Below are 4,424 nucleotides of genomic sequence, written 5' to 3'. Positions count from 1 at the left end.
GTCAGCCGAAAGAACGTCGCCGGCCTCCTCTACGACGAGATCGAGCGCCGCGTGCGCCCGACGCCGGTGCGCAGACGGCGCAGCACGGGCACGCGCAGCGCGGAGTGAGGCACCGCGCGGGCGCCGCGCCCGTCACGGAGACGCAGCTCACCGGCGCGGGTGTCGGCGCACCTCCGGCGCCGACGGGGCGCGCACCCCCGGCCGGTCGCGCCCGGGCCGGGACGCGAGATAGGGATGCTGCGGCCCCCAGACGCGTGCCACGTCCTCGGCGAGGCGCTCGGCCTCGATCCGGCTCATCTCCGCCTGCGCCCTGGCGACATCGCCGCCCGAGCGGCGCAGCACGCGCTGCCAGATGCGCAGCGCCGAGCGCGGCGACCACGGCATCGCCGCCTCGGCGAGCCACTGCCGGAGCGGCGCGGGCAGATCGTCGTAATCGGCAAGCGGATTCTCGCCCGACCGGCCGAGCAGCGTGCTGGCGGCCGCGTTGGCACCGGCCCGCCGGTGCGCCGGCCGCCGGAGGCGGCGCAGCGTCTTCGAGAGCGTGCGGCTCACCCGTCGCATCGTCATCGTCCGCCGGTATCCTTCCCGCAAGATATGCCGCCCCGGCCCGCCGGCAACAACCGCGCTCCCTTTACGCTCGCGCCTTCATTCCCTATGTTTCTTGTCTGAAAGACCGGGCGAGGATCCCCATGAACGATGCAACCCAGCCGCTGGAGGGCGCGCCGCTGATCAAGCCGTCCAGCACGGACCACCCCCTCTACGACCAGATCGTCGAGTCGCTGCGCGGCGTCTACGACCCGGAAATCCCCGTGAACATCTTCGACCTCGGCCTGATCTACACGGTCGAGATCGCGGAGGATGGCGCGGTGCACGTGATCATGACCCTCACCGCGCCGGGCTGTCCCGTCGCCGGCGAGATGCCGGGCTGGGTGGCCGACGCGATCGAGCCGCTCCCGGGCGTCAGGCAGGTGGACGTGGACCTCGTCTTCGATCCGCCCTGGGGCATGGACATGATGAGCGACGAGGCCAGGCTCGAACTCGGCTTCATGTAAGGGCGGGCCGTCTCGGCCATTGAGCCGCGGGGCCCCGGAGCCTATCTTCGAGCCAAAGGCAAAGGAGGCCAGATGTTCGGCATTCCCGGCAAGCAGGCCGTCACCCTAACCCCGGCGGCGGTCACCCAGATCACGAAACTCATGGACCGTGACGGGCGCCATGGCCTGCGTATCGGCGTCAAGAAGGGCGGCTGCGCGGGCATGGAATACACCATGGAATACGTGGACACGCCCGACCCGAACGACGAAGTCGTCGAACAGGACGGCGCCCGCGTCCTGATCGCGCCGATGGCGCAGATGTTCCTCTTCGGGACCGAGATCGATTACCAGACGGCGCTCCTCGAATCCGGGTTCCAGTTCAGGAACCCCAATGTCACCGACGCCTGTGGCTGCGGGGAGTCGATCAAGTTCAAGGACGTCGAGGAGCTGAAGGCCGAGCAGGCCGGCGGCTGATCGCCGACCGCGGACGCTGCGCGGCCGACGACGGCGCGGCGCGCACAGAAGGGGGGCGCTGCCCCCCGTCGCGCCCGCGGGGCGCGACTCCCCCCGGAGTATTTCGGCCAAGATGATGGGGCCCGGCCCCGCGCCCCGATACCATCGCCTTGGACAAAATACTCCGGGGGTTCGGGGGCAGCGCCCCCGAAACCGCACGAAGTGCCAGAGATCTTGCGCGCGGCAGCGCGCGCCGCCCAGGAGCGGCACGATCGGGCGCGCGGGGTCAGCGCATCCAGAAGCCGGCGCGCTTGATCCGGTTGCGCAGGGCCTGCTCGCGGCGGGGAAGGTCGTCGCGGTCGAACATCGCCCGGACCTTCCGGCCCTGGCGATGGTAGATCATCTTGCGGAACGGCTCGTGGAGCTTGAGGACCGCCTTGATACGGTTGGGGGCGGCGACTTCTTCCAGCGTCTCGACCACGCGGTCGGGCTCGCGCGCGTAGAGGAGCGGCAGAAGGCGGTAGTGGCAACTCGTCCGCCCGTCGATCCAGCCGGGGTCCAGGGCGTCGCGTCCGCCGCCGAGGCCATGGATCACGAGCGGCAGCGCGACCTGGTCGAGCCAGGGGTCGAGGCTCTGCAGCACGAGCTCGGGCGGCGGGTCGTCGCGGATCGAAAGCGCGATCTCGAGAAAGCGCCGCCCGAAGGTCTGCGCGCAGCGGTAGTGGAAGAAGCCCGCGTTGAAATAGAGATAGCGCCGCCAGTGCTCGTCGGGCTGCGTGCGGTCGAGCGAGCTTTCGAAGTCGAGCCCGAAGCGGTCGTAGAGCGATTTCCAGATCGCGGTGTAGCCCGGCCCGTAAAGCTCGATCTTCGGCCATGTCCCCTCGACCCGCAGCGAGGCCGCCGGGCGGTCGAAGTCGAAGGGCACCTGCGTCACCTCGTCGAGGATGAGCGTATCGGTGTCGAAGAAGACGAAGGGCCGGCCCCCGGGCAGCGCGGCGAGCGCCTCGATCTTGTTGCCGTAGGGATAGGCGTGGCCGAAGTGCCTACTCTCGAAGGGGAGGATCTCGGCGCCGAGCTCGTCGAGGAGCGCGCGCGTCGCCGTGCAGCGGATGCGCGGATCACGCGGCCAGAGCGGGCCGGGCTGCGGCTCGGCCACGAAGAGGCGCCCGGCGAAGGCCGGGCTGCGCTGACGCAGCGAGGCCGCGAAGAGCGCCGCCTCGTAGCCGAGCCGCCCCGCCTGCCCGACCACCACGATGTCGAAGCCACCGATGTCCGCGATCATGCCGCCCCCCGGTCGGACGCGCTTCAGCCCGCCACCACCGGGCCGAGGGGCGCATGGCGGTTCACGTCCTTGTAGAGCAGGTAGCGGAAGGGCCCGGGCCCGCCCGCGTAACAGGCCTGCGGGCAGAAGGCGCGGAGCCACATGAAGTCCCCGGCCTCCACCTCGACCCAGTCCGTGTTGAGGCGATAGACGCCCTGTCCCTCCAGAACGTAGAGACCGTGTTCCATCACATGCGTCTCGAGAAAGGGGATCGCCGCGCCGGGCGCCAGCGTCACGATCGTGACGTGCATGTCGTGGCGGAGGTCGTCGGGATCCATGAAGCGCGTGGTGGCCCAGCGCCCCTCGGTTCCCGGCATCGGGTCGGGCGCGATCTCCCCCTCGTCGGCGACGAAGGCCTCGGGCGGCGCGAGGCCCTCGACCGGCGTCCAGACCTTGCGGATCCAGTGGAAGCGCGCCGGCGCCTCCCCGTCCGCGCGCAGCCGCCAGTCGGCGCCGGGCGGGAGATAGGCGAACATTCCCGGTCCGAGCCGCTCGTCGAGGTGGCCGCTCCGCAGGCGCAGCTCCCCATCGGTGACAAAGAGCCCGCCCTCTGCCCGCGGGTCGCTTTCCGGCCGGTCCGCGCCGCCGCCGGGTGCCACCTCCATCGCGTAATGCGAAAAGGTTTCGGCGAAACCCGAGAGCGGGCGCGCGAGTATCCAGAGGCGCGTGCCCTCCCAGTGCGGCAGGCGGCTGGTCACGATGTCACGCTGCACGCCGCGCGGGATCACGGCATAGGCGTCGGTCATGACGGCCCGACCGGTGAGCAGGTCGGACTGCGGCGGATGCCCCCCGGGGGGCGCGGCGTAGCGTCGTGTCATGTCGGTCCCTCCGCCTGCGACTGTCGCGCCGGGCGGCGTGCGCTGCAAGGGGGCGCGCGCGTCGGGGCTGCGGGCCGGCCACGGCGCCCTGCACTCTTGCCAGCAGCGCCCGGGCTGCTTAAACGCCGGCGGCGAGGGCGGTTAGCTCAGTTGGTAGAGCGCCTCGTTTACACCGAGGATGTCGGCGGTTCGAGTCCGTCACCGCCCACCACGCGCATCGGAGCAACTCGGCGATGCGGCCGCCCGGCCCCGCGGCGGTGGTGCGACGCCCCGTCGATGCGCCCGAGAACAGGAGGCCGCGCGACACCCCCGGCGGCGGGACGCGGATCCATGGCGACCGCCGGCCGCGAACCGCCGGTCCACCGGCAGAGGCCCCGCCGCCGCCCGCGTCCTTTTTCCCGCGTCTCCGGCCCGCGCGATTGAGCACGCGGGAGAAAGGCCCTACACCTCCGGCGATGCCCGCGGGGCAAGCAACAGGGGAGAACGCAGATGTCCGACGGACCCGCCTACGGATTCGATACGCTGCAGATCCACGCCGGGAGCCGTCCGGACCCGGCGACCGGCGCGCGGCAGACGCCGATCTACCAGACCACGGCCTATGTCTTCCGCGACGCGGATCACGCCGCGGCGCTCTTCAACCTGCAGGAGGTGGGCTACATCTATTCCCGCCTGACCAACCCCACCGTCGCGGTGCTGCAGGAACGCATGGCGACGCTGGAGGGCGGCGCGGGCGCGGTCTGCTGCTCCTCGGGGCACGCGGCGCAGATCATGGCGCTCTTCCCGCTGATGGGACCGGGGCTG

Annotated in this window: 6 protein-coding genes and 1 tRNA gene; 4 read left to right on the top strand and 3 right to left on the bottom strand. The window is 71.3% G+C overall.

Features of this window, described 5'->3' with window-relative positions; translation table 11 throughout:
• Positions 1-147 precede the first annotated feature (147 nt).
• Positions 148-567, bottom strand: a complete 420-nt coding sequence (locus ACESL7_RS13455; protein ID WP_372893822.1) for a DUF6525 family protein — start codon at positions 565-567, stop codon at positions 148-150.
• Between the two features lie 122 nt (positions 568-689).
• Between ACESL7_RS13455 and ACESL7_RS13450 the strand changes: the two genes are divergently transcribed.
• Both ACESL7_RS13450 and ACESL7_RS13445 read left to right on the top strand, forming a co-directional pair.
• Positions 690-1,052, top strand: coding sequence for an SUF system Fe-S cluster assembly protein (locus ACESL7_RS13450; RefSeq protein ID WP_372893821.1), 363 nt, complete (start codon positions 690-692; stop codon positions 1,050-1,052).
• 72 nt (positions 1,053-1,124) lie between these two features.
• A complete protein-coding gene (locus ACESL7_RS13445) occupies positions 1,125-1,505 on the top strand; it encodes a HesB/IscA family protein (RefSeq protein ID WP_372893820.1) in 381 nt (126 codons plus the stop codon).
• 265 nt (positions 1,506-1,770) lie between these two features.
• On the opposite strand, the gene ACESL7_RS13440 is transcribed toward ACESL7_RS13445, so the two are convergent.
• Both ACESL7_RS13440 and ACESL7_RS13435 read right to left on the bottom strand, forming a co-directional pair.
• On the bottom strand, positions 1,771-2,766 hold the full coding sequence (locus ACESL7_RS13440) for a hypothetical protein (RefSeq protein ID WP_372893819.1): 996 nt from the start codon (positions 2,764-2,766) through the stop codon (positions 1,771-1,773).
• 23 nt (positions 2,767-2,789) lie between these two features.
• Positions 2,790-3,623 carry a bifunctional allantoicase/(S)-ureidoglycine aminohydrolase gene (locus tag ACESL7_RS13435; protein WP_372893818.1) on the bottom strand — a complete coding sequence of 278 codons (834 nt, stop codon included), beginning with the start codon at positions 3,621-3,623 and terminating at the stop codon, positions 2,790-2,792.
• A 135-nt stretch (positions 3,624-3,758) separates the two neighbouring features.
• Between ACESL7_RS13435 and ACESL7_RS13430 the strand changes: the two genes are divergently transcribed.
• A tRNA-Val gene (locus ACESL7_RS13430) sits at positions 3,759-3,834 on the top strand.
• Between the two features lie 278 nt (positions 3,835-4,112).
• Positions 4,113-4,424, top strand: a 312-nt coding sequence (locus ACESL7_RS13425) for a PLP-dependent transferase (protein WP_372893817.1), incomplete at its 3' end; no start/stop codon positions are given.

Source organism: Rhodosalinus sp., assembly GCF_041685465.1.
GTDB lineage: Bacteria > Pseudomonadota > Alphaproteobacteria > Rhodobacterales > Rhodobacteraceae > Rhodosalinus.
This window is presented reverse-complemented; position numbering and strand designations above follow the sequence as displayed.

Excerpts from the sequence above, each read along its gene's own strand:
- ACESL7_RS13440 (WP_372893819.1), bottom strand. The coding sequence starts at position 2,766 with ATGATCGCGGACATCGGTGGCTTCGACATCGTGGTGGTCGGGCAGGCG.
- ACESL7_RS13455 (WP_372893822.1), bottom strand. The coding sequence starts at position 567 with ATGACGATGCGACGGGTGAGCCGCACGCTCTCGAAGACGCTGCGCCGC.
- ACESL7_RS13435 (WP_372893818.1), bottom strand. The coding sequence starts at position 3,623 with ATGACACGACGCTACGCCGCGCCCCCCGGGGGGCATCCGCCGCAGTCC.
- ACESL7_RS13445 (WP_372893820.1), top strand. The coding sequence starts at position 1,125 with ATGTTCGGCATTCCCGGCAAGCAGGCCGTCACCCTAACCCCGGCGGCG.
- ACESL7_RS13450 (WP_372893821.1), top strand. The coding sequence starts at position 690 with ATGAACGATGCAACCCAGCCGCTGGAGGGCGCGCCGCTGATCAAGCCG.